At 44.4% G+C, this 26445-nt stretch carries 16 protein-coding genes; 5 read left to right on the top strand and 11 right to left on the bottom strand.

Annotated elements, in window-relative coordinates; all coding sequences use genetic code 11:
• The 8 genes from DW640_RS01565 to DW640_RS01530 form a co-directional block, all read right to left on the bottom strand.
• Positions 1-1038: a DUF4837 family protein gene (locus DW640_RS01565; protein WP_117576956.1), complete on the bottom strand. Its 1038-nt coding sequence runs from the start codon at positions 1036-1038 to the stop codon at positions 1-3.
• A 17-nt stretch (positions 1039-1055) separates the two neighbouring features.
• The gene (gene rlmN / locus DW640_RS01560; RefSeq protein ID WP_055300141.1) at positions 1056-2090 is read right to left on the bottom strand and encodes a 23S rRNA (adenine(2503)-C(2))-methyltransferase RlmN; all 1035 of its coding nucleotides are present in this window, start codon (positions 2088-2090) and stop codon (positions 1056-1058) included.
• Positions 2091-2231: 141 nt separating this feature from the next.
• On the bottom strand, positions 2232-4370 hold the full coding sequence (locus DW640_RS01555; protein WP_117576955.1) for a peptidylprolyl isomerase: 2139 nt from the start codon (positions 4368-4370) through the stop codon (positions 2232-2234).
• A 119-nt stretch (positions 4371-4489) separates the two neighbouring features.
• Positions 4490-5746: a hemolysin family protein gene (locus DW640_RS01550; RefSeq protein WP_008760040.1), complete on the bottom strand. Its 1257-nt coding sequence runs from the start codon at positions 5744-5746 to the stop codon at positions 4490-4492.
• Positions 5747-5749: 3 nt separating this feature from the next.
• A complete protein-coding gene (gene lptC, locus DW640_RS01545) occupies positions 5750-6403 on the bottom strand; it encodes an LPS export ABC transporter periplasmic protein LptC (RefSeq protein ID WP_008764532.1) in 654 nt (217 codons plus the stop codon).
• 5 nt (positions 6404-6408) lie between these two features.
• On the bottom strand, positions 6409-7734 hold the full coding sequence (locus DW640_RS01540) for a hypothetical protein (protein ID WP_008760038.1): 1326 nt from the start codon (positions 7732-7734) through the stop codon (positions 6409-6411).
• A gap of 55 nt (positions 7735-7789) precedes the next feature.
• A complete protein-coding gene (locus DW640_RS01535) occupies positions 7790-9070 on the bottom strand; it encodes an OmpP1/FadL family transporter (protein WP_117576953.1) in 1281 nt (426 codons plus the stop codon).
• Entirely contained in the window at positions 9057-9788 is a 732-nt protein-coding gene (locus DW640_RS01530; protein WP_008764531.1) for a type III pantothenate kinase, read from the bottom strand. The genes DW640_RS01535 and DW640_RS01530 overlap by 14 nt, the downstream gene beginning before the upstream one ends.
• A gap of 420 nt (positions 9789-10208) precedes the next feature.
• Here DW640_RS01530 and DW640_RS01520 point away from each other — a divergent pair, with 420 nt between their 5' ends.
• The 5 genes from DW640_RS01520 to DW640_RS01500 all read left to right on the top strand — a co-directional run bounded on the left by DW640_RS01520 (position 10209) and on the right by DW640_RS01500 (position 18160).
• Complete coding sequence (locus DW640_RS01520) at positions 10209-11396, top strand: DUF4105 domain-containing protein (protein WP_117576951.1); 1188 nt, start codon at positions 10209-10211, stop codon at positions 11394-11396.
• On the top strand, positions 11396-12970 hold the full coding sequence (locus DW640_RS01515) for an alkaline phosphatase family protein (RefSeq protein ID WP_117576949.1): 1575 nt from the start codon (positions 11396-11398) through the stop codon (positions 12968-12970). Before DW640_RS01520 ends, DW640_RS01515 begins: the two co-directional genes overlap by 1 nt.
• A gap of 130 nt (positions 12971-13100) precedes the next feature.
• A complete protein-coding gene (gene secA / locus DW640_RS01510; protein WP_008764528.1) occupies positions 13101-16421 on the top strand; it encodes a preprotein translocase subunit SecA in 3321 nt (1106 codons plus the stop codon).
• Between the two features lie 121 nt (positions 16422-16542).
• Positions 16543-17652 carry a DUF6340 family protein gene (locus tag DW640_RS01505; protein WP_022471562.1) on the top strand — a complete coding sequence of 370 codons (1110 nt, stop codon included), beginning with the start codon at positions 16543-16545 and terminating at the stop codon, positions 17650-17652.
• 61 nt (positions 17653-17713) lie between these two features.
• On the top strand, positions 17714-18160 hold the full coding sequence (locus DW640_RS01500) for a hypothetical protein (RefSeq protein WP_008760031.1): 447 nt from the start codon (positions 17714-17716) through the stop codon (positions 18158-18160).
• A gap of 231 nt (positions 18161-18391) precedes the next feature.
• Here DW640_RS01500 and DW640_RS01495 read toward each other — a convergent pair whose 3' ends face one another.
• The 3 genes from DW640_RS01495 to DW640_RS01485 all read right to left on the bottom strand — a co-directional run bounded on the left by DW640_RS01495 (position 18392) and on the right by DW640_RS01485 (position 26240).
• Entirely contained in the window at positions 18392-20602 is a 2211-nt protein-coding gene (locus tag DW640_RS01495; RefSeq protein ID WP_061474412.1) for an alpha-N-acetylglucosaminidase, read from the bottom strand.
• A 258-nt stretch (positions 20603-20860) separates the two neighbouring features.
• Entirely contained in the window at positions 20861-22768 is a 1908-nt protein-coding gene (locus tag DW640_RS01490; protein ID WP_070750170.1) for a RagB/SusD family nutrient uptake outer membrane protein, read from the bottom strand.
• A gap of 13 nt (positions 22769-22781) precedes the next feature.
• On the bottom strand, positions 22782-26240 hold the full coding sequence (locus tag DW640_RS01485; protein ID WP_199610191.1) for a TonB-dependent receptor: 3459 nt from the start codon (positions 26238-26240) through the stop codon (positions 22782-22784).
• Between the last annotated feature and the right edge of the window lie 205 nt (positions 26241-26445).

Raw genomic sequence — 26445 nt, 5'->3', positions numbered from 1 at the left:
TTATTTATTAGTTGGTTCCGCTTCTCTGGTTACCCCCAGTGGAATCTGACTCTGCTGACCTTCTTGCGGAAGTTTCAGCGTATAAAGAGATGCTTCCATCTGGCGAACCAGATTGCGTTTCATTTTATCGGGTGAATATACAAATATTTCTGCTGTAATAATACGTTGGTTCTTCTGATCCAGACGAGTATGGGAAACGAACGGGCCACCCATGAAGTCACCCTTCATGCGCCACAATCCACGAGCTTCCATCGTGTAGTCATTGTGCACGTTGATCGGACGAACATCGGTCAGTAACGAGTCTGTCGACATATATACGCCTTCTTTATATCCGGGGATATTGGCTTTCATCACAGAATCGCGCTTATGAACAAAGTATTCTTTGGTGAATGTATCCTTGTCAATATAAGGATAAGAATACATCACGAAATTGCGATCCGCGCTGCCTGTATTGGTAGATGCCCAGAAGAAGTCCTCTCCTGTCTTGGAGTTATTCAGTTCGGAAGGTATCCAGATATCGCAGTCAAACAGACTATCTACCTTATTTGAGATAAAGTTGTTGTGCTTTTCCTCCAGCAAAGTAATCTGACGGTTCATTTCAGCGCGAGTGAAGAAGTCGATAATCGTCTGCTTGTTTTCTTCGACAAACTTCTCAAACACTTCTTCGTTCGGAGCCTGAATGGTCAGTATCATCTGTGGAGAAGCATAAACGTCTTTCGCATACTTGAAAGTACCTTTGGTATAAATATCTTTTATATCTACTATCACAATATTACGGATCAACTTCAGCGTAGAATCATAGTCCTTCGGTGAAGTATACATAATCCGGAAAGAAGGTTCCGACTGGGGCAGTCCCGGCATGTCAGAATCAAGCACATCATGCAAGGCCCTTCCGGCGGCACGGTCCCACACTCCCGCATCTACTACAACCAACAGTTCATACGGACGACCGCTAGAGGTATGATTCCCCTTTAATCCACAAGAAGCAACTACGAAGGCTACCAAAGCCATGCTTAAATAAAAAAAGTACTTTTTCATGATGTTCGATTTTTATATTAACTTTTATTATTTTCCTCCTGTTTCGCAGTCGACAGCATACCGCATGCCGCAAAAATATCCTCTCCCCGCGAAGCACGAATGGTAGTGAAAAGCCCGTGCGTAGTCAGATAGTCACGGAAACGGGTCATCATATCCATATCGGCTCCTTCAAGGGCTACTCCCGGAATAGAATGGAAACGGATCAGGTTAATCCGGCAATCCAGTCCGCGAAGCAGTTTGAGTAACTCCTTGGCATAAACTTGCGAATCATTAAGCCCCTTAAAAACAATATATTCAAACGAAAGTCGACGCTGTTTGCTAAAATCATAGTTTTTTAACAGTTCCACCATTTCCGTGATAGAAAAGGCTTTCTCCGCCGGCATCAGTTCCGCACGCTGGGCGGTCACCGGAGAATGCAGGCTGATGGCAAGGTGACAGTCGCTTTCTTCGATAAAGCGCCGCAATCCTTTCCGCAATCCGACAGTTGAAACGGTAATCCGCTTCGGGCTCCATGCATAACCATAGGACCCTGTCAGTATGTCCAATGCCTTCAACACCTCTTCCAGATTATCGAGCGGTTCGCCCATTCCCATCATGACGACATTCGTCAGTTTGTCCCGTTCCGGCAAGGAGTGAATCTGATTGATAATCTGATGGGCGGTCAGGTTGGCAGAGTAGCCTTGTTTCCCGGTCATACAGAACTTGCAGTTCATTTTGCAGCCTACCTGCGAAGAAATGCATAAAGTCGCCCGTTCATCATCCGGAATATACACCGACTCCACAAAATGATTCTCGCCCACAGGGTACAGGTATTTCACCGTACCGTCTACAGAGCGCATTTCCTCCACCGGAGCTTCAGCTCCTACCTCATAGTTCTGCTTCAGTAACTCCCGGTATTTCAACGACAAGTTAGTCATTTCATCAATCGAAGTCACCTTCTTATCATAAAGCCAGGATGCAATCTGTTTGGCTGCAAAGCCCGGCATTCCCAGACGTTTCACCAGTGACTGCAGCTCTATAAGCGTCATTCCTAAGAGGGGATATTTAGACATCATTCTTTCTGTTCATGGTTTATATTTGCAAATGTAAGGAAATAAAGTCGATTTCCGTATAGCAAGGATGTAAAAGTTAGCAAAAAAGGTCGTTCCAAAGCATGGAACGACCTTTTGCAGTTATCGTTTTTACGACTAATCTTAGAAGAACAGGTAACGTGTATCCTTCACTTTTCCTTTCAGATACAGGTCGTTCATCAGACGGCTTGCGAAGCGTGCGTGCATATTAGCCAATGTAGCTTCTTCATCTTTAGCGTTAAAAGTATCGCTCAGTTTGTCTTTGCCATACATCTGAAGCACAAATACACCGGCATTACCTTTGATTGGAGCACTCAGTTTGTTCATTTCAGCCACAGAAGCATAAGCACCTACCAGCGGTTCGCTGCTGCGCAATTCAGAGACATAAGCGGGAGCGGCAAATGTAACCAGCTTCAAAGAATCGCTGACTGCGCCGGGCATAGCCTTGTACTGGTCGAGAGAAGTTGCATTGGCAGCTTTCATATCAGCCATAATCTTTTCGGCTTTCTTATCTTTAACGATTTCAGCTCTCAACTGATCCTGTACAGCTTTCAGCGGACGATATCCTTCCGGAGTAACACCAACCAGAGCTACTGCAACCATATGGTCGCTTTCGCCACATTCATACAAACCGGAAACATCACCCGGTTTAGCGGCAAACGCCCATCTCAATGCTTCTTTAGTACCTCTTACACCACCGATAGTGTGTTCTGAGCTATACAAGTCTCTTCTGTCAAGCAGTTTGTATCCGGCTTCTTCAGCGTTAGCGATCATCTTTTCAGCAGTAGGATTGGCAGCGATGAACTGGCTGAAGTCATTGTAAGCACGGTTATAAGTTTCTTTGCTGAATTCAACTTCACGTTTCACAACAGCTACTTTATATTTATCCTTCACAGCTTTCTTGTTAGTCACCTGCAGAATTACATTAGCTTGTCCCAACGGCAGGTTTACTACTTCGTTCACGCCTGTATTATTGATAGCAGAGATAAACTTCAGGTTGTCACCATCGATCTGTGCGCCTTCATACTGTGCAGAGCTCATCCAGTTAGTCTCACCCGTCTGACCGTATTTCTTAGCCAGATCTGCGAAGTTAGCACCGCCTTTGATAGCAGTATAGATACTGTCCGCCAAGGCTTTTGTCTTCAAAGCGTCTTCTGCAAACACCTGAATCTGACGGAACTCGATTGAGTCGGCAGCAGCTGTTTTTGCAACCACTTTGAATGAATTAATAGTATTGTCGGCACCATTATAGTACGGACCATAAACAGAACCAACCGATGCAGAGTCCAGACGGGCAACTACATCTGACGGGAAAGCTGTTTTATTATAGAACAAGTCTACATAAGGAGCTTCCGAGCCTACAGAGCGGATAAAAGAAGTATAGTCATCTGTTGTAGTAGCCAACTGTGCAGTAGCTTCGTCTACTTCCTGCTGGATAGCAGATCTGTCTTCCGCACTTGCAGTCACCTGAACATCAATGTACTTGATATCACGGCTTTCCTGATATTGCTTGAACTGTTCTTTCTTCTTGTTATAAAGGTCTTTCAGTTCCGATTCTTTCACAACGATTGTAGAATCTACTACAGAAGAATAAGGAACGGCAGCCATCAACAAGTCATATTGATTCACTCTTGCGTCGAAAGCGTCCTGTGCTTCTACCGGGTTAGAGAGAAGCGCTTTTGCTACCAATGCCTGATATTTTTCTGCCAGGCGGCTCTGAACCAATGTCTTCTGGATGAATGACCAGTATTTGTACATGTTGTTGTACTGTTCTGCATACTGAGCCGGCATCTGAGATTCGTTCATTTTAGCGTAATCTACCAGGAACTTATTGAGCATATCCTTATCGAAAGCACCGGTCTGCGGGTTGCGGAAAGGAGTCTGTTGCAACAACGGATGCACGCCTGCTTTCAGGATATCCTGAATTTCAGCAGCAGAAACTGTCAGTCCCAATGCTTTTGCTTCTTTCTCAACCAGTTTGTTATTAACGTAGGAACGCCATACTTCGTCGCGCACCTGATTGGTCTGTTCGTCGTTCAGTGCAGTCACTCCACGGGAGAGTTTTATCACTTCGGTATATTCTTCTACCAGATTCTGATACTCTTGAGCGGAAAGAGCATCTCCGTTCACCTCACCTACGTCATGTGCCTGGTGCGGTTGCATCACCTTCCACGCGTCACCCGCGATGAAAGCAAACAGCGCCAAACCGATAACAATCACCAATAGAGGTCCTTTCGACCTAATGTTTTGTAATGTTGCCATTTTGATTAATACGATTTATGTTTATTATTATTTCTTTCTATTGTCATTTTAGCGCACGAAGATACAAAAAATGCTAATATGCTTCTATTTATTAGCTAAAAATTTCACGGTTATCGCCATTATTCCATGACTTTTAAGCGTACAAGTTCTATTTTTGTCGCTGTCACCTTGATTATTTTAAACTGATAACGGCCGACACGTACCAATTCGTGCAGTTTCGGGAAGCTCTGATATTGGTTCAGTATCAATCCGCCTACTGTCAGATAGTCGTCCGATTCGGGCAGATCAAGTCCGAACATTTCATTGACTTTTTCTATCTCCAGACGGGCGGACAAAACATATTCATCTTCGTCAATCTTCTTGCAGATATAGGAAGTATTGTCATGTTCATCTTCTATATCACCAAATATTTCTTCTACCAAGTCTTCCAACGACACAATGCCGGATGTACCTCCAAACTCATCCACTACCACGGCAATCGTCCTCTTTTGCAACATAAACAGCTTCATCAGTTTGTGGGCAGACATCGTTTCGGGTACGATCGGCACGTCTTTCACGTTATCACGCCAGTCTTTCGGATCACGAAACATTTCCGACGAATGAATAAAACCGACCACATTATCGATATTTCCGTCATACACAATGATCTTCGAGATCCCGGATTCTATAAAACGGCTCTTGAGTTCATCCAACGAAGTAGTAAGGTCGACCGCAACGACTTCGGTACGTGGAACGATACAGTCACGTATTTTTATGTTTGAGAAATCAAGTGCATTTTGAAAGATTTTCACTTCCGTATCCAATTCTTCTTCATTCGCAGCATTATCGATGCTACTCTGCACGAAATAGTCCAGATCGACTTTTCCGAAAGCCTTGTCCGAAGCATCTTTGTTAACCTTCATACCGAATATACGAAGAAAAAGGCAAGACAAACCGGAAGATAACTTCGAGACAGGATATAAAATGACATAACAAATAAAAAGCGGAATAGCGGCAACATTCAAGACCAGATTGGGATTGATCTTAAACAATGTTTTAGGAAGAAACTCTCCAGTCACCAAAATAATCAGAGTAGAGATGACGGTCTGCGCCAACACCATCAGAAAGTGGTTATCAATAAAACCAGCCAACAGATTATCACCAATGATCTGTGCCATCAATATACCATAGATAACCAATGCTATATTGTTTCCTACCAGCATGGTAGAGATAAATTCGTTCGAGTTCTTGAAAAAGATGGAAAGAATACGGGATGTGATTCCTCCCTTACGTTCCATTTCAAAGCGCAACTTATCTACTGAGACAAACGCGATCTCCATTCCTGAGAAGAAAGCGGAGAAAGCCATAGTGATGAGTAAAGAGATATAAATATTCATAGTTTATTTCACAGAATCTTTTTTCGTCGAATCCGGCGGCAATGCTTTTACTTCCGGTTGAGCAGTTCCCCCATTTTCGTCAACATAGAAAATGCCCTCAATATTCTGAATGACATAAACGGTCATTTGCTGATTGGAGTCAAAACCATGTCCGGTAATTACACGATCCGGCTGCTGGATACGTATAAACTTGTCGGAATAGACTTTTTGAGTTGCTTCGTTCCAATAAAGCAACTCGGTATTGAAACGCTCCCCTTTCCGGTTCTGTATATCTACATTCCCTATCAGTTTCCAGAGTTTCTGCTTATCATAATAATAAGCGGTATCTGCCTTGATGCTGGCTTCAATATTAAAGATAGAATCAAATTGTTCCAGATAAACTCCCTTTTCAAATGCCCAATAGGAAGGTTTCTTGCGGTCGTACACCGTCCATTCTTCTGTATTCACCCGATAACGTGTCACTCCCGAGTCGGATATAAGAGTAGTTACTCCCAGTGTATTCATAACCGGTAATGAATCACGTTCTGTGATGGCGTCGCCCAGCGTATTCTTCTTACCGCCGCAGGAAGAAAATGAAAGAAGCATAACAATTGCCCCGAAGGCAATTGTTATGCTTATGCTTTTATGCAACAAACGGTTACTTCGTTTTCGCAACATAAATTTTATCTAATCGTTGTAGTCTCTCCGATCCAGCCACCGATAGTGATGCGGTCGCCTTGTTTGTAACCTAACATAAATAGGTCTTTAGCCTGTGGAGTATGACCGGAATATGTACCAATCAACTTGTTTGCTTCTTCAGCCACACTTGGGTCAACTGCTTTTGCACGTTGCAGTTTATCAATTACAGCGAAGTAAGTACACTTATTCAATGCAGACTCATCACTCCAGTTAGGACTCATTGCATACAAGTTAGCAATCAGGATATAAGGAGCACCATAGTTCTCGTTGAAGCTAATTGCTTTCTGACAGTATGATCTGGCTTGAGACAATTTCTTAGCAGAAGCCAATACAGCTGCAGCAGCATATGCCTTTTCTGCTTTCTTCACGTTGTCAGTTTCCAGTTGGATTGCTTCGTCAAAGAACTTCACAGCACCATCAATATCACCTTTCTTGAATGCCTGATAAGCACATCCTGTAGCAGCTTCAGCTGTTGGCTCTATCTTATAAGCGTAGAAAGATGCTTGCAAATAAGCTTCGCTTTCTGTACATCTCATCATTTTCATGATATCGATTACTTTTTTCAGATAAGCCAAGTCTGTCTGGTTAGCTTCTACTTTCGGGCCATAGATACTTTGCAGAGATTCGCAGTCAGCAGTACCACTGTTTACGAACAAAGCCACGAGGTTATCTTTGATACCCATAAAGTTTTTCTTTTTTGCTTCATTAGTTTCTGCAGCAATAGCAGCGTCAGCATATTCTGAAGCAAGCAGATAATCCTGAATAAATTGTTCTTTATGATTAGGATCAGCTTTCAGTTTATCCAATGACATCTGAAGGAAATAAAAAAGCGTAGCAGCTGCCGATTCGCCTTTCACTGCATTTACAGACTGGCTCAGCCATTGATAGGCTTGGTTAGCGTCTACTTTCGGAGCCAAAGCAATATAGTCTACAGCCTTGATACCCAGTGCTTCGTCAGCAGAAGACACTTTAGTTCCTTTTGCAAGGAATTCTTCTGTGTATTTCATACGCAAATCATGCGTATTCATCAATTCATCAAAATACTTCTGATATTCAGGATTATTCTTATCCTTAATCTGAGCCATCAAGCCTTTAAGGATTTTATATCCGTCAGTAAAAGTGTAAAAACGGAGTGTGGGACAATTTTCCAACACAGCTTTCCAGGGAGTATACGCATCTTTAAAATTTCCTGCACGCACAGCCTCATGCGAAATACTACTGTTTGAGTTACAGTTAGACGCATCCTGTGCCACCACAGTGGTTGCTCCAGCCGAAAGGAACAACATAGCCACAAGCGTTTTAATTTTCATTGTATCTAAATTTTAGTTGTTTATATAATATCGTCTATTCTCTCTCTCACTTTTATTACTCTACCCTACGCTTGAAGAACCAACGTTCGTTGAACGTAAGCCCGATACTCACGCGGAAGATATTTTCATTCACCATGTTCGTCTCCAAGCCTTTTACACGGACAAACTGTCCACTGATACTAAGTATGGAACGCGAACGGGGAACAGGCAGACCGAAACCGGCAGTTACACCATATTCACGTGAAGCCTTTTTCCCATCAATCTTATAATACGGTGTCGTATAATAAGCTCCTAAACGGTATTTTATGTGGGCGAAATAGGAACGTCCTATCAAATTAGGAATGTATTCCGCACCTACTGATATTTTTGTACGATCACAATAAGCATAGGTTTCTTCAAAGTCTTGACGCACATTGATATCATTGGTAGCAATACCAAATTCAGTTTTCGACCATTGTTGCAGACTATAATCCATACCTAATGTCAAACGCTTATCATAGTTATAAGTAAACCCGACTCCAAAAGTATTGGGCAATTCAAGAGTTGCATCCATTTTTTCAGTTGTAGAAGAACCTACTTGAATCGTTGAGTTATAATCATTATTCAACTTATGTTTCGGTGAATATATCGCACCAACCGTAAAAGAATGTTTTTTGTTCAGTTCCTGCGTATATTGTACACCAAAATCCAGTTTATAATCTGAAATCGAAACAGCCATTTGACGATTGTATGAATAATAAGTACTTGAAGACATCTGAGGAAAAATCACGCTTCGCGTACGAGTCAAATCTCCCCAAAAATAAGATGCATTCACACCGACGGAAAGATTTTTAAGCACTTTTACACCAGCACCTACGTACAATTGATGTAAGCCTCCATCTCCCGTAAAACTTCGACTATATGTCAAGTCATTGTCCGTAGTCTGACTATCAGACACCGTATACCCCACATTAGAATATGGCAACAATCCGACACTCATCGCCATCCACGGAGCCAACCGGAACTGCATAGCGAGATAATCGAAACTGGCGTTTTTGGCATTCAACTTCAGGCCACCACCACTAATATTCATATTCTGTAAACTGACACCCCCTTCGAACAGGAACGTCAACGAATCAATGGCCGTATAGGAAGCAGGATTCGTTGGATTGATCTGTGCTCCATCCCTGAGTCCGAAAGCAATTCCACCCATCGCCTTGCTATTTCCGAAACTTTGATCGGACAAGTCGCCATAGCCATATCGTGTGTAAGGAGAGTTTGTATTATTTTGAGCGATTGCCGTTCCGGTAACCATCATGAGCAAAAGCGCCCAAATCGTGTGTTTAAATCCTACCATTATTATAGTTTAAAATTCTATTTAATCCTTTCAACACTAAAAATCTATCTGCAAAGATGGCACTTTTTACGCTGCTATCAAAAGAAAAGTCATCTCCGCCCGTTAAAAAAACCAAAAGTTCAGGATATTTATGCTTCATAGCCTCAATATAACCTGAAATTTCATATTCCATTCCTTTCAGCACCCCTGCACGGATGGCAGTTTCCGTATCCCTTCCCATCGGCAGTTTGCGCCCGTTGGAGTCTATCAGCGGCAAGCGTCCGGTAAACTGGTGAAGCGCTTTATAGCGCATCTGCATGCCGGGAGAAATATTACCGCCATGATATTGTCCTTTCGAGTCAATAAACTCATAAGTGATGCAAGTGCCCGCATCAATGACCAAGATGTCATTATGAGGAAACTGCTCGTTGGCCCCCACTACGGCAGCTATCCGGTCGTATCCCAATGTCTCGGGAGTTTCGTACAGATTACCTACCGGCAGCGGAGTCTCATGATTGAGCCATAACAGGGGGAACGGCAAAGCAGCCAGTTCGGCAAGTATCCGTTCGTTCAAATCGACGACAGTAGCTACAATCCCCCGCTCAATCCGGTATTTGGAGCAAAGAGCCTCCAAGCTATCCAATGATTGATTGGATTCGGTCAACACCTCCACCATCTCACTTCTATTGAAGAGGGCAACTTTCGCTGTCGTATTTCCTATGTCGATAATTAAGTTCAATACTTTTCGTCTTTAGCGGCGCAAAGGTAAAGTAAAAAAAGAAAAGTTGAAGCATACAGAAGGAATTATCTTCTTTTTTCATTTCAAATATCGCCCCCAAACGCCAAAATCGAACTATATATTTTTAAATATATAATTTATTAGTTATCCCTTATTATGGTACCGCTTTGCGTTTCATAGTCATTTTTCCTTACACAACATTTCCCTATATATCAATCAGTTACAAGAGTTTTAAAGTGTTCCGTTCAGCGTTCCACATTTTATAAGAAAAAAAGAACGCTTTTAAAGGCCCTATTTACCCTAATCAGAGGCTCTGTTTGGGTAAAACAAAGCCTCTGTTTGGATAAAACGAAGCCTCCGTTTCTACAATCCAACTATTCTTCGTATATTCGCCACCAAAATAATAAACGGGCATTTCTGATGAAACGGACAATTCTATATCCATTACTGACTCTTTATCTGCTTATCTTTTCAAACGGACAAGCCATAGCTTCTGGCAACGACTCCATCCGCCTCAGCCTGCTGACTTGCGCCCCCGGTGAAGAAATATACTCCCTGTTCGGACATACAGCCATCCGCTACGAAGATCCGGCCAACGGAATAGATGCCGTATTCAACTATGGACTATTCAGCTTCAATACTCCCAACTTCATCCTCCGTTTTTCACTCGGTGAGACAGACTACCAGCTGGGAGCTACCGACTACGCCCGTTTCGCGGCGGAATATGCCTTCGACGGGCGCAGCGTCTGGCAACAGACACTCAACCTGAGCAAAGAAGAAAAAGCGGAACTCATCCGACTACTGCAAGAAAACTATCTTCCCGAAAACAGAGTTTACCGGTATAATTTCTTTTATGACAATTGCGCTACACGCCCGCGCGATAAAATAGAAGAAAGCATTGACGGAAAGGTAATATATCCCGCAGAGCCGCAAGACGGTTCGCTATCTTTCCGCGATATCGTACATCAATACTGCAAAGGCCATCCGTGGGCCCGCTTCGGCATCGACCTCTGCATCGGTAGCGAAGCAGACCGCCCCATCACGCAACGCCAAATGATGTTTGCCCCCTTTTACCTGATGGATGCTTTCGCAGGCGCCCAAATCGTCCATGATTCGGTTCAGCGTCCGCTCGTATCCGGCAAGGAGCTGATCGTAGACGCCCTTCCCGAGGAAGAAGAAGGCGGTTGGATGCCCACCCCGTTCCAATGTTCCCTCCTGCTTTTTATACTTACCGCAGCTGCTACTATCTACAGCATCCGCAAAAGGACAGGACTCTGGGGTGTCGACCTTATTTTATTCGGTGCCGCAGGCATCGTGGGCTGTGTGCTGGCCTTCCTCGCCCTATTCTCCGAACATCCGGCTGTCAGCTCCAATTTCTTATTGCTGGTATTCCATCCGGGACAGCTTCTGCTCCTTCCATACATCATTTATTGTGTCCGAAAAGGAAAGAAATGCTGGTATTTGACGCTGAATATAGTCGTTTTAACACTTTTTATGGTGCTTTTTCCGCTAATTCCGCAGAGATTTGACTTAGCTGTTGTACCTTTGGCACTCTGTTTGCTGATACGTTCAGCGAGCAATTTGATATTGACCTCTAAAAAGAAATAATGAAAGGACTACTAACTTCCTTGATTACCGTACTGACCTTCACCGGGCTACAAGCTCAGTCGTTGCCTACTGCCCCTAAACTTGTGGTAGGACTCACGATTGACCAGTTGCGTACGGACTATCTGGAAGCTTTTTCGTCGCTCTACGGCGAGAGAGGCTTCAAACGCCTTTGGAAAGAGGGAAGAGTATTCCACAATGCAGAATATACATTCAGCGGTGTAGACCGTGCCTCTGCCATGGCAGCCATCTACAGCGGATCAACGCCTTCCGTCAACGGGATCATTTCCAACCGATGGATGGATGTAGCCACCCTACGCCCTGTCAACAGTACGGACGATGCGGCCTTCATGGGTTATTACACCGATCAGACCTGTGCCCCTACCAAATTATTAACCTCTACCATTGCCGACGAACTGAAAATAGCGACACAAGGCAAAGGTATCGTATACGCCATCGCCCCTTTCTGCGACGCAGCCATTTTCGCTGCCGGACATGCAGGAAACGGAGCGTTCTGGATCAATCCCACGACCGGAAAATGGAGCGGAACGACTTATTATGGCGAATTCCCCTGGTGGGCAAGCCAATATAACGACCGTCAGGCCATCGACTCCCGCATCTCCAGCGTCACATGGGAACCGGTTTTCCCACGTGGTATGTACACTTTCCTGCCAGATTGGCGGGACGTAGTGTTCAAATATAAATTTGACGACGACCGCAACAATAAGTTCCGCCGTTTCATCACCAGCCCGTTCGTCAACGATGAAGTAAATGCCCTCGCAGAAGAAGCAATCGGCAAAGGTTCGGTCGGCATGGATGACATTACTGACTTATTGGCACTTACTTATTATGCAGGCAACTATGAGCACAAGTCCGTACAAGAGTGTGCCATGGAAATACAGGACACTTATGTACGCCTCGACCGCAGCATCGCCAACCTGCTTGACCTGCTCGACAAGAAAGTAGGCTTGCAGAATGTGCTTATCTTCGTCACTTCCACCGGATATACGGACAGCGAATCGACGGATTCGGGACTGTACAAAATACCGACCGGAGAGTTTCACCTCAACCGCTGCACCGCCTTGCTGAACATGTTTCTGATGGCCACTTACGGTGAAGGAAAATATGTAGAAGCCTATCACGACCAGCAAATCTATCTGAACCACAAGTTACTGGAACAAAAGCAACTGAACCTGACAGAAGTGCAGGAAAAGTCTGCCGACTTCCTGATGCAGTTCAGCGGAGTAAATGAGGCATATTCCGCCCACCGACTTCTCCTGGGTTCATGGACTCCGGAAATATACAGAATACGCAACGGCTATCACCGCAAGCGTTCCGGCGACCTCGTGATCGACGTGTTACCGGGATGGACTATCGTCAGCGAAAACGGCAACGAGAACAAGGTGGTACGTCATTCCTATATCCCCGCACCGCTGATCTTCATGGGTCACTCCGTGAAACCGGCCATCATTCAGACACCTGTAACAATCGACCATATTGCGCCTACACTGGCTCATTTCATGCGCATACGGGCTCCCAATGCTTCTTCTTCGGCTCCTATTACCGATCTTCGGTAAAAGATTCCTCACAAAAACCATGCGAAAAACATAAATAAATCAGCATTTTAATGTAACTTTGCGCGGATTTATATATGGAAAAAGCACCGTGCAGACAATCAAGAAATAATAATAAACTAAATAATACAACATGGGATTTAATGAATTTTTAAGCTCGATTTTCGGAAACAAATCCACACGAGACATGAAAGAAATCAAACCCTGGGTAGAAAAGATCAAAGCTGCCTACCCGGAGATTGAAGCACTGGACAACGATGCCCTCCGTGCCAAAACGGAAGAACTCAAAAAATACATCCGCGAATCGGCTACTGACGAACGCGCTAAAGTGGAAGAACTTAAAGCGAGCATCGAAAGCACCGAACTGGAAGACCGCGAAGAAGTCTTTGCACAAATAGATAAGATAGAGAAAGAAATTCTCGAAAAATACGAGAAAGCACTGGAAGAAGTATTGCCCGTAGCTTTCTCTATCGTCAAAGCAACTGCCAAACGATTTACGGAAAACGAAGAAATCGTAGTAACCGCGACTGAATTCGACCGCCATCTGGCTGCCACCAAAGACTTTGTACGCATTGAAGGCGACAAGGCCATCTACCAGAACCACTGGAATGCCGGCGGCAATGATACGGTATGGAACATGATTCATTACGACGTTCAGCTGTTCGGTGGTGTCGTTCTGCACAAAGGTAAGATTGCGGAAATGGCAACCGGTGAAGGTAAAACTCTCGTTGCTACCCTTCCGGTATTCCTGAACGCGCTGACCGGAAACGGTGTGCATGTAGTAACCGTGAACGACTACCTTGCCAAACGTGACTCCGAATGGATGGGCCCGCTTTATATGTTCCACGGTTTGAGCGTAGATTGCATCGACCGCCATCAGCCGAACTCCGACGCCCGTCGTCAGGCATACCTTGCCGACATCACGTTCGGTACCAACAATGAATTCGGTTTCGACTACCTGCGTGACAACATGGCTATCAGCCCGAAAGACCTTGTTCAACGCCAGCACAACTACGCTATCGTCGATGAGGTTGACTCGGTATTGATTGACGATGCCCGTACTCCGCTGATTATTTCCGGTCCGGTGCCGAAAGGCGACGACCAACTGTTCGAACAGCTCCGTCCGCTGGTAGAACGTCTGGTAGAAGCTCAAAAAGCATTGGCAACCAAATACCTTTCCGAAGCCAAACGACTGATTGCCTCCAACGACAAGAAGGAAGTGGAAGAAGGATTCCTTGCCCTTTATCGTAGCCACAAGTGTCTTCCGAAGAATAAGGCATTGATCAAGTTCCTCAGTGAACAGGGTATCAAAGCCGGCATGCTGAAGACCGAAGAAATCTACATGGAGCAGAACAACAAGCGTATGCACGAAGTGACCGAACCGTTGTACTTCGTCATCGAAGAAAAACTGAACAGCGTAGACCTCACAGATAAAGGTATCGACCTGATCACCGGTAACTCCGAAGACCCGACATTGTTCGTGCTGCCGGATATCGCCGCACAACTCTCCGAACTGGAAAATCAAAACCTGACCAACGAACAACTGCTGGAAAAGAAAGATGAGCTGCTGACTAACTACGCCATCAAATCGGAGCGCGTACACACCATCAACCAGTTGCTGAAGGCTTACACCATGTTCGAGAAAGATGACGAATATGTTGTGATCGACGGACAGGTGAAGATTGTAGACGAGCAGACCGGACGTATCATGGAAGGCCGCCGCTACTCTGACGGATTGCACCAGGCTATCGAAGCGAAGGAACGTGTGAAAGTAGAAGCCGCAACGCAGACATTCGCAACGATCACTTTGCAGAACTACTTCCGTATGTATCACAAGCTGTCCGGTATGACCGGTACTGCCGAAACGGAAGCAGGCGAACTTTGGGACATCTACAAATTGGATGTAGTCGTTATCCCGACTAACCGCCCGATCGCAAGGAAGGATATGAACGACCGCGTTTACAAAACCAAACGCGAAAAGTATAAAGCCGTTATCGAAGAAATCGAAAAACTAGTGCAGGCAGGACGTCCGGTACTGGTAGGTACGACTTCGGTAGAAATCTCCGAAATGCTGAGCAAAATGCTTACCATGCGTAAGATCGAACACAGCGTACTGAATGCGAAGTTGCACCAGAAAGAAGCTGAAATTGTTGCAAAAGCCGGTTTCAGCTGTGCAGTGACCATCGCTACCAATATGGCAGGTCGTGGTACCGACATCAAGCTGAGCCCGGAAGTAAAAGCCGCAGGCGGTTTGGCCATCATCGGTACGGAACGTCACGAATCCCGTCGTGTAGACCGCCAGTTGCGTGGTCGTGCAGGACGTCAGGGTGACCCGGGTTCTTCTGTATTCTTCGTGTCACTGGAAGATGACTTGATGCGTCTGTTCTCTTCCGACCGTATTGCCAGTGTAATGGACAAACTCGGTTTCCAGGAAGGCGAAATGATCGAGCACAAGATGATCTCCAACTCTATCGAGCGTGCACAGAAGAAGGTGGAAGAAAACAACTTCGGTATCCGTAAACGTCTGTTGGAATATGACGACGTGATGAACAAGCAACGTACCGTTGTTTATACCAAACGCCGCCACGCCCTGATGGGTGAACGTATCGGTATGGATATCGTTAATATGATTTGGGACCGTTGCGCGAATGCGATCGAGAACAATGACTACGAAGGCTGTCAGATGGAACTGCTCCAGACATTGGCTATGGAAACTCCGTTCACCGAAGAAGAATTCCGTAATGAAAAGAAGGACACATTGGCAGAAAAGACATTCAACATTGCCATGGAAAACTTCAAACGCAAAACGGAACGCCTGGCACAAATCGCTAATCCGGTCATCAAACAAGTATACGAAAACCAGGGACATATGTACGAAAACATTCTGATTCCTATCACAGACGGAAAACGGATGTATAACATCTCCTGTAATCTGAAAGCGGCTTACGAGTCCGAATCAAAGGAGGTGGTGAAAGCTTTCGAAAAGTCTATCCTGCTGCACGTTATCGACGAAGCATGGAAAGAAAACCTGCGTGAGCTGGATGAGTTGAAGCACTCTGTTCAGAACGCAAGCTACGAACAGAAAGACCCGCTGTTGATCTACAAACTGGAATCCGTAACACTGTTTGACGCTATGGTGAACAAGATCAATAACCAGACTATCTCCATTCTGATGCGCGGACAGATCCCTGTACAGGAAGCTCCGGCAGACGAACAACAGCCACGCCGCGTAGAAGTACGCCAGGCTGCTCCCGAGCAACGTCAGGATATGAGCAAGTATCGTGAACAGAAACAAGACCTCAGTGATCCGAACCAGCAGGCTGCTGCCAGTCAGGATACTCGCGAGCAACAAAAACGCGAACCGATCCGTGCGGAAAAGACGGTAGGACGCAATGATCCTTGCCCATGCGGAAGCGGTAAGAAATATAAAAACTGCCACGGACAGAATGCTTAACAGCAGTCCGATGTAAGATTATAATCTAAAAGAAAGCCTCAAACGGTTAAAAACTGTTTGAGGCTTTCTTTTATTCATCCAAAATAGTACTTTTGCTTAAACTACTAAAGATATCAAGACTATGGCAAAATTCTATTCACTGGCATTTGTTTCTCTGCTACTGTTGGCACTCGGCAGCTGTCAGAGCCTGGAGCAGATTTCTATTGACTATATGCAGCCCGGAGATATGACTTTCCCTTCTCAACTCCGTAAAGTGGCTATCGTGAATAACACCAGCACCGAACCGGATAACAAGCTGATCACACAGACCGAAAAGCCGAAAGAAAACGTACCCGAAATAAGCCACGCCACAGCGTATGCAAATGGTAACGTTAAGATTGCGGCTGAATCGCTGGCGGAAGAAATCGCGCATCAGAACTATTTTGATGTAGTGGTGATCTGTGATTCCGCTTTACGGGCCAATGACAAGTTTCCTCGTGAAAGTACATTGAGTCAGGAGGAAGTCCAACAGCTGACATCAGACTTGGGAGTGGACTGTATCATCGCAATGGAAAACCTGCAATTCAAAGCGACCAAAACGGTTCGTTATATCCGTGATTTTAACTGCTACCTGGGGACAGTGGATGTAAAAGCCTACCCGACGGTGAAGGTATACCTGCCCTCGCGCAGCAAACCGATGACTACGCTACACCCCACCGACAGTATCTTTTGGGAAGAATACGGAGGATCGGTAACAGAAACATTTGCACACATGATACCTGATGCACAGATGTTACGGGAAGCTTCTGAATTTGCAGGGACTATCCCTGTCAAACAGTTACTCCCTTTCTGGAAAACAGGCAAACGATACTTGTACACCGGTGGCTCCGTACAGATGCGTGACGCGGCAATCTTTGTCCGTGAAAATTCATGGGACAGAGCTTTCGAACTTTGGGAACAAGTGTACAACGGAACCAAGAAGGAAAAGAAAAAGATGAAAGCTGCCCTCAATATCGCTGTTTATTATGAGATGAAGGACAGCTTGGCAAAAGCAGAAGAATGGGCAGTCAAAGCACAGCAACTTGCCCAAAAAGTAGATAAGAAAAACATTCCCGAAAATGCGGCGTACGCCACCATTGACGATATACCGAATTACTACCTTACAACCCTTTATGCAAATGAATTAAAGGAACGTAACAGTCAATTGCCCAAGCTAAAAATGCAAATGGAGCGATTTAATGATGATTTTTAAGGAAATCATGCATTGATTATTATTTTTTTTATACCTTTGAGGTAACAAAAAGGAAGAACCTATGAAACTGAGCCAACAATCTCTGTCTACCATCGAATCGGCTATCCAAAAGGCAGCCGGCAAATATGTATGTGGCTGCGACCAGACAGCCGTAACAGATATTCATTTACAACCGGACCAAACATCGGGACAACTCACTATTTATAACGACGATGACGAGGAATTGGCTAATGTAATGATTGAAGAGTGGGCAACTTACGATGGAGATGATTTCATGGAAAATGTAGAGCCCAACCTGAAAAGTATCCTTTGCAGAATGAAAGATGCAGGAGACTTCGATAAAGTAACAATATTAAAGCCTTATTCATTCGTACTGGTAGATGAAGATAAGGAAACAGTTGCAGAATTGTTGCTGATAGATGACGATACATTGCTTGTGGATGACGAACTGCTGAAAGGACTGGATAAAGAACTGGACGAGTTTCTGAAAAATTTGTTGGAGAAATAAATATGTTCGATTGCCCGGCATGGCCTTGCTGAAGCAATTATCATTTATAAAAAGCATAATCGGAAGTAAAAGGTATTCCCCTGTTTACTTCCGATTATTCTTTTTTCGTTTTATATGATTCGTACAAACCCAAGTTTCCCTATCGACTTTTAGTCACTCCCGTTTAAGGCAGCACTACCGACTTTTTAGTCAGCCCTCTAGCTGAAAGCCGGAGCAGTGTAGGTAGATAAATTACTTTGCTTCAATCGCTGTCCGATAAACAGATTTTGCCGTTTCAATTACATTTTGTAACTTATGATCTGATGAATCAGCTGTTTTGTTTTTCTCCGCCCATGCTTTCTCCATGCCATAGAAATTAATCGGTTCTTCCGCTGATTCACCAAGTTTGCCGTCCAACTCCCGTTGTTTCTGCTCAAAGAAAGTTTTCCAACGTTGATAATACAAGTCTTTCAAAATCCCGCTCCACTCCCGATGGGAATAATCATGCAGACCTCCCTGATTAGCAGCTATACTGTCTCCCCAAACCGTGATCAGCGCAGAAGCATTCCATTCGTAAAGTTTCTTTTCTTCTTCCGTGGTTCCCAAAGAACGTGCGGCATTCAGCCATGAAGACGCCGAGAACTCCTTTCGGGTGGACAGCAAACTGTCCTGAGCTAATATTAACTCCAGAAACTGTTGTGTCTGTTTCCCGAAGCTATCCTTATCTTTCCGATCATAACTCTGAGAAATTTCTTCAAGCAGCACATTCCCCTTATCTGCCAGGCTCTGACGCACCACGTCCACCAAATCATATTCAAAGTTATTATTTCCCTTGTACTGATCTGCAACAGAAAGTAACAAGCGGGCTGCCTTTGCCGTTGAATCAGGTGAATAGAATAACTTGGCATATCCCCATGTCGACGTTCTGTCCAGATGAAATCCCGGACGGGCGCACAACAAGGATTCGACTGTCCCTTCTCCCTGATAATTCTTCGGAGCATTGTAAACTGTATGTTCCAACGCACGCCATGCTTCCGCTACTTCCGGTGACAAATCATTTCCATACCGCGCTTTCAGATACGCTTGCAGCCATTCATCCGGTGAAAAACGTTCTTCCCGCCAAGGAAGCTCATACAGCAATTCAAACATCACCGGATTATTCTCGATTCCTTCCGGAGTAGCTCCTACCCCCCGCAAGGTTTTCCCGTTGACATGTGCACAGGCGTTATAATATCCATTCACCAACTGCTCCATCCGTCCATGCAGACCGACATTACCGCCAAAGTTAAGCAACATACAATAAAGCCAGTCATGCTTGCCGAAACCTTTCTCCCGATACCACATCGACTCCGGATCACCCCATTGCGGGAGCTTTTCACTATACAAATCCAGTACCAGCAAATCACTGGAATCGAGCGTGTTGACCATCGCTTCCCGCGGATTCGCCTGCCATGCCTGCATCACCCACACAGCCTCCGGATTCGCTTTCTTCATAGCACTCATAATAGAAGTTCCCGCCTTTGCTAAGTCTACTCCTTCCGTATTTCCTCCTTCATGAAAGGGGTCCATACTGTAATACTTTGCTTTTCCGTACAGTTTCTCCAACTCCTCATAATACATGGCAGCAAATGAATCGAAATGTTCATCTTCCGTAGAAAGAAAGGCCGGACGAGGAAAACCGCACCATTTACCGGGATCGGCAATCTGATACCCCAGTTTCTCGCCGATATTACGGGGGACCATTCCTGCATATCCGGGGAATACCGGTTCAATGCCCAGCTCCCTCATTCGGGCAATGATCTTCTTTTGCAGTGCTTCCTGTTGCCGATACCAACTGTCGGGATTCGGTCCGCCCCATCCTTCCAGATTATTCATCTGCCACCATGCCATAAAGGCAGGACCGGAAATAAACTCATTGATCTCCTCCGTCGTATATCCGATACGCTTCAGCAGATTATACCAGACAACCTCCATCCCTGTTATACTCAAAGGCATATTGATGCCGTGCATCGCCATCCAGTCTATTTCTTTCTCCCAGCGTTCCCAGTCCCAGAAAGCCATGGAGTAGGAATAGGTACAGTAATTCAGGTAATATCGATTCTTCATAGCCGTCGCCTGTCGGATTTTCTTTTGAGGCAGAGGCAGTACTTCCGGCAACTTCTGCGAGGGATTATTCCACGAAAGATGAATACCTGCCACGTATTTCAGGTACCAATTCAAGCCCGTAGCCAGTGAAAGATCGGAGTTTCCGGTTATCAGTACTTTGCCATCCTTGGAGTCTATCTCAAAGTAGTCTTTTGCCGGATCGGTTTCATCAGTAACCAACCGGAAAAGGATTTGATCTTTCGACGTATTCTCCGTCACACGTGCTGCCAATGAATCGATTGGAGCAGACGTGGACTGGCAACTTGTATACATTACAACAGAACCGAATAATAAAAGTAATAGAAGGCGCATGTTCATAGTCATTATTTTTTAAGGGTCATCAAATGTGTTTGAGCGTTTGAGCCTCTAAATATATTTCAAATTTCCGATTACTGAAAATAAAATGTAGTTCTTTTATACTGATACACATTAAATAACCTCCAATATATGAAAAGTCGGAAAGATTCGGTTGACTCACCGACTGTTTCCGACAGATAGCATTGGCTCTAATAAAGAAAGAAGATGTGTCAAACAGTTATTTGCACATCTTCTTTCAATTTGTGTTTCAGTTAATTATTACTCCCATCCCGGATTATTGGGGGCCAGTTCTGGGTTTAATGCGATTTCATTAGTAGGCACCTGATACAGATAATACTTATCTAACCAACCTTTACCTGCTACCAAAGGATCATTATACATATAGATAAAACCTTCTTTCTTTCCTGTCGTATCGGCGTATCCCTTTTCAAGATCAACAAACTGTCCGGAGTCGCCAATCTGCTCTTTAGTAGCCCATTGACCATACTGTATCTTATTGATAAACCAAGGTGCTTTTTTCCAACGGCGCACATCGTAGAATCCAAAACCTTCACCCATCAATTCTACCATACGTTCACGGCGAATCTCCCACAATACAGGGTCTACGGTCTGGTCGCGCTTCGGATCAAATCCGGCATTTATCTCGGCCACTTTCATATGGGCAACTCCCACCCGATCTCGTAACTTATTGATAGTAAGATCAGCAACAGTCTGATTGAAGCCCTCGGCACCTGTACCACCTTTTTCAAATTTAGCCTCAGCATAATTCAACATCACTTCATCAATCTTGAACAAAGGTACATCTGAGGTCCCTTCATTCTCTTTCGAATTGTCCCATACATTATAGTATCTGTACACATAGTTACCGCTACGGGCTACGAGGAAACCTTGTCCGCCATTGTTGGTGAAGAAGTGAGGCATTCCTTTCAATATAGCAGCAGACCAGTTCATCAATGGGAACACTTTATGTTTACCGGCTTCCCCATTTCCGCCTCCGAAACCTGTGTAACGGGTAATGCCCATGATATCCATAAACTCACGGTCCTTGGGATCAGAAGTATACTCCCAACTGGTATTATCGGCACTTGGGATCACCTTATAAGGGGGAGCTACAGTCTCCAGCAGACGAAGGTCACGATTGCGGAAAGTAGCATTCATACTATTATCCCCGTCCTGCGACCATTCATATTCCGAGCTGTTATGAATCGTTTTACCATCTTTACAAAGATACATATCGATGATGTGTTGCGGCATTTCCACATTATGGGTGGATGTCCGTTCAACATGAGTCAGTACATAATTAGTCAGTTCTTTTTCTACATATTCCTTATACAGAATGATGCCTTTCATTCCTTTCAGGTCAGATGTCAGCATCTCTCCCCAATCACTGTTCAGTTCGGGATAAGAATCCATCAGTTTCTTGGAATAAGTGATACAAGCATCAAAGTACTTATCTTCGTCCCCCAAAGCATGATATTTACGCCATGTACCTTCAAAAAGGCAGAAACGGGAAAGAAGAGCACGGACAACATGCACATTGATCGTATTTTCACCGTCACCTTCTTCTTTTATATGCTCTTCAGCATATATCAAATCGTTCAATACATGATCGGCAACTTCTTTGCGAGGTGTACGGGGACCATATGCTATTTCCTTATCCGAATCACCCAGTACACGATCTACCCAAGGCACATCACCAAAACGAGCTATCAGTTCCGAATAATAATAGGCACGGAAAAAATATCCCACCGAACGCCAATGTTCCTTGTCCGCATCCGTCATCCCTGAGTTATCGATATTTGCCAACATGACATTGACCCGATAGACGAAACTGAATGCCCATCCATTGCCCGATGAAGAACTGGATACATTTTGAAAAGCATACGGATTACCGTCACCCTGACGACGCATCAGATAACCTGCATAAATATCGCTTGTATAGGATGTGGCACTGGCATAGGCTCCGTTTGTTCCGGGAATACGCAGGATATTAGTATTTGTAAATACTCCATATAATCCCCAGGCATAGGTCTTGAAAGTATTATAATTACTGAACACTGTCTGCTCCGTCAACGAAGTATCCGGATAGCGTTCCATAAAACTATCGTTGCATGAAGTAAACCCGATAGCTGCTGCCGCAAGCATAGTATATATTATTTTTTTCATAACCAATTATAAATTAAAGAGTAACATTAAAACCAAAAGAAATCGTACGATAGAAAGGATATCCCCAAGACAGGCGTTCCGGGTCATAACCCTTCATCAGCTTAGTAAATGTGTGAAGGTTCTCACAACTTACGAACGCTTTCAAACTCGTTAATGTAATAGGTGCTAACCAGCTCTTCGGGAAATTATAACTCAAAGTCACATTCTTGACACGCAGATAAGAGCCATTCATCAGATACTTCGTTTGCGCACGTGTATTGTAACCGGAGTTGTTTCCTTGCCCGTAAATACGGAAATATTCCGCATTCGGATTGGCTGCCGTCCAATCACCATTGGCAGAATCTACCGGTTTCCAATAATCCAGCTGGTCTTTAAAGAGTGAACCAAACTGTCCGGAATTAAACGGCCAGCGGCGTGCATCACTGATCCATACATCACGTTTACCTACTCCTTGCAGCAAAACACTCAGATCAAATCCTTTGTAATTGACTCCCAGGTTTATACCATACTGCAAACGCAAAGAGTTATTACCGATTATCTTGCGGTCTCCCGGATTGTCAAAGGTTCCGTCTCCCGTATCAATGCGATTCGTACTCGATCCATCATCACGCAAATTCTGGTACTTGATGTCGCCGGGACGCGGACTTACTCCATCCACTGTCACCACCCCTTCTTTCAATTTCCAGGTATTTGTATCTTCAAAGTCATCGGCTGTATAGTAACCATCCGTTACATACCCCCAGATAGAACCGATTTCATATCCTTCATAATAATTATTCGTGCCATCACTTTTCAGGATAATCTTGGATTCATTATGGTATTTGGTAACGACTGTTTTAGAGTCATAAAGATTGAAGCCTACATTATAGCCCCATGCACCGATTCTATCTCTCCAGGTCAATGACAATTCCCAGCCTTTCGTACGCAAGTCGGCGGTATTCTGCAAAGGTGCGGAAGCACCTACTACTGACGGCAGCTCAGCTCCCGGAGCAAGCATATCTTTCGTATCACGCCGATACCAGTCGAAAGTACTTTGCAGACGTCCGTTCAAGGCAGTTATATCAAAACCAAAGTCCAATGTTTCTACCGTTTCCCAAGTAAAACTATCACTGACCAGTCCCGGAGCATTCAAAGTCAGCGGCTTCGCTCCATTCACCAGCCACGCCACATCCTTCTTTTCCACTTGCGACATGGTCGGAACGAATTTATAAGGATCAATGCCTTGATTACCTATTTGTCCCCAGGTTCCGCGAAGTTTCAGATCGCTTAGCCAGTCACCTGCAACCGGTTTCATAAAGTTCTCGCGGGCAATGTTCCAACCCACAGATACAGAAGGGAAGAAACCGAAACGATTTTTCTTCGGGAATTTAGACGAGCCGTCATAACGACCATTGGTCTCAAACAAATATTTGCCTTTATAATCATAATTAACACGATAGAAAGCACCACGCACGGTATACACGCGATGATCATCTGTAATAACCTTATTCTCACCGGTAGCCGTACTATGTGACGGATACTTCTCGTTAATCATATCATAAGAATAAGTATACAATTTCTTCCAGTCACTGGATTCCTGGTTGAAGCCGCCCATTAATGACAAGTTATGCGTGTCATTCCATGAATATCTATAATTAGCATACAGGTTGATGGCATTATAATCAGTACTTTGGTGAGTCGTCTCCAGAGAAGAAGTAGTGGCAGTCTGTATTTTTGCCAGCTCAACCGTTGTATAATCAATGGAAGCCTTATTCACATTCTGATTACTCCATGTCTTGTCAAATGTATATTCAAATGCCACTTCAAGCCCTTTCAATGGTTTCAATACCGTTTTTGACAGGATACGGGCATTGTCTCTGATTGTATTGTTATCCGTTGCCATTCTCAAAACGTTGGAAGGCGTATTCGTCATCAGGCTGGTGCCGTCAGGCAAAGTCAGGGAGCCTTCGGGATATACAACCGGCAAACGCATATCATACAATCTGGTCTTATCCGAAGTCACAGGCATATTCTTGTCACTCTGAGCATAGCGTATATCTACAGACTGAGTCAGCCACGAGGTGATTTCGGCAGAAATATAGGCACTACCCGACAAACGTTTGTAGCGGTCTTTATCGGTGATCAAAATACCTTGCTCGCTATTATAACCAAGGGACAGACGATAAGCCAGCTTATCAGTACCACCACTCAATGACACATTATGTGCTTGCAGAAAACCGTAATCATCAAGCATATTGGCATACAGGTCTTTCTCATTCAGGTAATAATTCAATCCTGTTTCCGGGTCTACATATACCCCGTCTCCGGTAGTCTGGAATTTACCCGGATTCTTACGATATTCGGTCAGGTAGTTCATCCATGTTTTGATATCTTGCCCGGTGTAGTATTTACCGGCATTGAACTCGCCGTCCAGGTAAGCCTGCATCCACTCCAGCCCGTCAGCCTGTTCCGGACGATTGATAGAACTCTGGAAACCAAAATTATTATTATAATTGACATGAAACCCGTCGCCTTTCTTCGCCTTCTTTGTAGTCACAAGTATTACACCGAAAGCGGCACGCGCACCATAGATAGCGGCCGAAGCAGCATCTTTCAACACAGAAACACTTTCGATATCTTCGGGATTCAACATATCGATATCCCCCGGAACATTATCTATCAACACCAACGGACCACCGCCATTGATGGAAGTCGTACCACGAATATTGAATGATTTGCTCTGTCCCGGACCGGCAGCATCATTATTAGGAGTAATCTGAAGTCCCGGCATCGCACCCTGCAAAGCACTCATGGCATTTACAACAGGACGACTCCCCAGTACATCATCCATCTTTACCTGAGATACCGCGCCGGTCAGGTTCGCTTTCTTCTGTACACCAAAACCAACTACTACCACTTCGTCCAGACTCTGTGTGTCTTCTTTCAATACTACCGACAGCGTCTTTCCCGGAGTTACTTTCAGGGACTGTCCTTGATAACCAATATAAGAAATTTCAAGAATGGCGTCTTTTGAACCGACATTCAGGGTAAAATTACCGTCCATATCAGTGATCGTGCCATTGGAGGAGCCTTTTTCTATCACACTGGCACCGATTACCGGTTCACCTGCCGCATCCACAACTCGTCCGCTTACTTTTACCTTTTCCTGATGCGCCTGTTCGACAGATGCCAACTCCGTGGACAGAATGATCTTTTTATCTATTACCTTATATTCTACATTCGTATTTTTAAATACTTCGTCAAGAACTTTAAAGATATCATTACGGTTAGCGGAGATTGTCACCAACCGTTTCAAATTTATATGAGCATTGTTGTAGAAGAAACTAAATTCTGTTTGCTTCTCTATCGCTCTTAATACATCCTCAACTGTCTGATTACGTACATTCATCGTAACCTTTGCAGATTGGGCATAACTATCTGTCGCATTAGTTAATCCGACAAAACAAAATAAGGATAAAATAACCAGTCTCATAGTACGTGGGATTTTTTTCGAGGTTAGCCAAAAAGACTTTACCACCCTTAAAACTTGGATGCTAAAATTGTTTTGCATAATTTTGTATTGATTTAAGTTGAAAATGAGTTAACTATGCTTGTCTGCCAACAAGCATTTTCAATTGATTCATTTTAGTATGGGGAGATCTGCCAAAATCTTCCCATACTTTTTTCTAAGTGGGTTT

The sequence above is a fragment of the Bacteroides sp. AM23-12 genome, assembly GCF_003434395.1.
Classification (GTDB): domain Bacteria; phylum Bacteroidota; class Bacteroidia; order Bacteroidales; family Bacteroidaceae; genus Bacteroides; species Bacteroides thetaiotaomicron.
This window is presented reverse-complemented; position numbering and strand designations above follow the sequence as displayed.

Bases quoted from the DNA above. Each gene is read 5' to 3' on its own strand.
- DW640_RS01565 (WP_117576956.1), bottom strand. From the start codon at position 1,038: ATGAAAAAGTACTTTTTTTATTTAAGCATGGCTTTGGTAGCCTTCGTA.
- rlmN (WP_055300141.1), bottom strand. From the start codon at position 2,090: ATGTCTAAATATCCCCTCTTAGGAATGACGCTTATAGAGCTGCAGTCA.
- DW640_RS01555 (WP_117576955.1), bottom strand. From the start codon at position 4,370: ATGGCAACATTACAAAACATTAGGTCGAAAGGACCTCTATTGGTGATT.
- DW640_RS01550 (WP_008760040.1), bottom strand. From the start codon at position 5,746: ATGAATATTTATATCTCTTTACTCATCACTATGGCTTTCTCCGCTTTC.
- lptC (WP_008764532.1), bottom strand. From the start codon at position 6,403: ATGTTGCGAAAACGAAGTAACCGTTTGTTGCATAAAAGCATAAGCATA.
- DW640_RS01540 (WP_008760038.1), bottom strand. From the start codon at position 7,734: ATGAAAATTAAAACGCTTGTGGCTATGTTGTTCCTTTCGGCTGGAGCA.
- DW640_RS01535 (WP_117576953.1), bottom strand. From the start codon at position 9,070: ATGGTAGGATTTAAACACACGATTTGGGCGCTTTTGCTCATGATGGTT.
- DW640_RS01520 (WP_117576951.1), top strand. From the start codon at position 10,209: ATGAAACGGACAATTCTATATCCATTACTGACTCTTTATCTGCTTATC.
- DW640_RS01515 (WP_117576949.1), top strand. From the start codon at position 11,396: ATGAAAGGACTACTAACTTCCTTGATTACCGTACTGACCTTCACCGGG.
- secA (WP_008764528.1), top strand. From the start codon at position 13,101: ATGGGATTTAATGAATTTTTAAGCTCGATTTTCGGAAACAAATCCACA.
- DW640_RS01505 (WP_022471562.1), top strand. From the start codon at position 16,543: ATGGCAAAATTCTATTCACTGGCATTTGTTTCTCTGCTACTGTTGGCA.
- DW640_RS01500 (WP_008760031.1), top strand. From the start codon at position 17,714: ATGAAACTGAGCCAACAATCTCTGTCTACCATCGAATCGGCTATCCAA.
- DW640_RS01495 (WP_061474412.1), bottom strand. From the start codon at position 20,602: ATGAACATGCGCCTTCTATTACTTTTATTATTCGGTTCTGTTGTAATG.
- DW640_RS01490 (WP_070750170.1), bottom strand. From the start codon at position 22,768: ATGAAAAAAATAATATATACTATGCTTGCGGCAGCAGCTATCGGGTTT.
- DW640_RS01485 (WP_199610191.1), bottom strand. From the start codon at position 26,240: ATGAGACTGGTTATTTTATCCTTATTTTGTTTTGTCGGATTAACTAAT.